Annotated in this window: 1 pseudogene; it reads right to left on the reverse strand. The window is 71.7% G+C overall.

Annotated features, from left to right (window positions below):
* Positions 1–629: pseudogene (gene mutL, locus AC1DYI_RS37835) on the reverse strand (DNA mismatch repair endonuclease MutL); the annotation flags it as partial.

Genomic DNA, 629 nt, shown 5'->3' on the forward strand with positions numbered 1-629 from the left:
GACCAGGGGGCCGGCGCCTCGCGAGCGTACAAAGTGCCCAGGTCGGCCAGGCTCAGCCGCTGTTGCTGCGCGCCCCAGGGCAGGCCAGTTGGCGGCTGCGCGGTGGTGAAGGGTCGCGCCTCGGTCGCAAGCTGTGGAGAAGCGCTGGCTTCGACGGCCCGCCCCATCGGGCTGCCGCCGGTGGCCGCCAGCACACCCTCGACCGCGCGTCGCACCGCGCTGTAGACCTCGCCCGACTCGCGAAAGCGCACCTCGATCTTGGTCGGGTGCACGTTGACGTCGACACGTGTCGGCTCGATGTCGATGAACAGCACGTAGGCCGGCTGGCGCTGGCCGTGCAGCACGTCTTCATAGGCGCTGCGCAAGGCGTGGGCGACCAGCTTGTCGCGCACATAACGGCCGTTGACGTAGGCGTATTGGTGGTCGGGCCGGGCGCGCGAGGCCTCGGGCAGGCCGGCGCGGCCTAGAACCCGCATCGGGCCAGCCGCGTGTTCGACCGCGCGGCTGTCGGCGACGAACTCAGGGCCCAGCACATCGGCCATGCGCTGCTCGTGCGTGGCGCGGCGCCATTGCTCGACCAGCTTGCCCTCGTGCCAGATCGCGAAGCCCACGTCGGGCCGGGCCAGCGC

This window comes from Ideonella sp. P3_A4 (assembly GCF_056403075.1).